This is a genomic window from Paenibacillus sp. 598K (assembly GCF_003851045.1).
Lineage (GTDB): Bacteria > Bacillota > Bacilli > Paenibacillales > Paenibacillaceae > Paenibacillus_D.
Genome location: NZ_BFBX01000337.1, coordinates 1 through 1,082 on the forward strand (window position 1 = coordinate 1; position 1,082 = coordinate 1,082).

At 56.7% G+C, this 1,082-nt stretch carries 1 protein-coding gene; it reads right to left on the reverse strand.

Annotation, left to right across the window (positions count from 1 at the left end; all coding sequences use genetic code 11):
* Positions 1-250 precede the first annotated feature (250 nt).
* The coding region (locus PA598K_RS35360; protein ID WP_148092063.1) for an inositol monophosphatase family protein at positions 251-1,082 on the reverse strand (832 nt) is incomplete at its 5' end.

A 1,082-nucleotide genomic window follows, 5' to 3' on the forward strand; every position in this document is an offset into this window, starting at 1 on the left:
CACAACTATTATTGTACGCCTCCAGTTTACTCAATGCTGAGTTTAAAAGTATAGTTTTATTTTGCGCAGACCTCTTCCAATGCTTTTAGCTCCAATGGAAAAGAGGTCCTTACGCATGTGCGCAAAGACCTCCGCCATCCTCATATCTTATCGTACCGCCTACATCCTTATCCATACGTTGACGCTCTTCCGGGTGATGTAATCGCTTGCTTGCTGATACAGCTCCGTCGCCATCCACAGCTCGGGGAGCTTAACTGCCGGTCGCGGCAGCAGCCTGCAATGCGGCGATCAGCTCCTCGTGAACCGCGCCGTTGGAAGCGACGACGTTGCGTACCCCGAGATGGTAGCCTGCACCCTCCGTATCGGTAACCACGCCGCCGGATTCCTGGACGAGCAAGGTACCTGCCGCCATATCCCAGCTGCTCAGCCCAATTTCCCAGAAGCCGCTCAGACGTCCGGCAGCCACATAGGCGAGATGGAGCGCTGCGGACCCCGCTACACGAAGATTGCGCACCTGCGGCGCGATTGCCTGGATGCCCTTCAAATTGATCGGCAGTGCCGTCTGCTGATCTGCCGGGAATCCGGTGGCGATCAGGCTGTCGGACAGCTGCTGCTCCTTGGACACTTCCATCCGCGCGCCATGCACATACGCACCCTTGCCCTTCTCCGCTACGAACAACTCGTCCCGCGACGGATCATAGACGACGCCGACGATAACCTCGCCGCGATAGGCCAGTGCGATCGAGACGACGAAAAACGGGAAGCCGTGGACAAAATTGGTCGTACCGTCGATCGGATCGACGATCCACAAATATTCTTCCTCTCTCATCTCTTCCAGCGCTTTGCGCGAAGCCGCCGCCCCTGCCTGCACCCCTTCCTCCCCCAAAAATGCATGATCCGGGAAATGTGTCAGAATCAGGCTTCGAATCAGCTTTTCCGAGCCCTTGTCGACTTCGGTCACCAGGTCGCTGGTGGAGCTTTTTATCGTTAGGGACGCGTAGGCCCCCAATTTCGTTTTGATCCATTCCCCGGCCTTCGCCGCACAATTGATCGCTACTGCTGTGAAGCTTTTGCTGCCGACG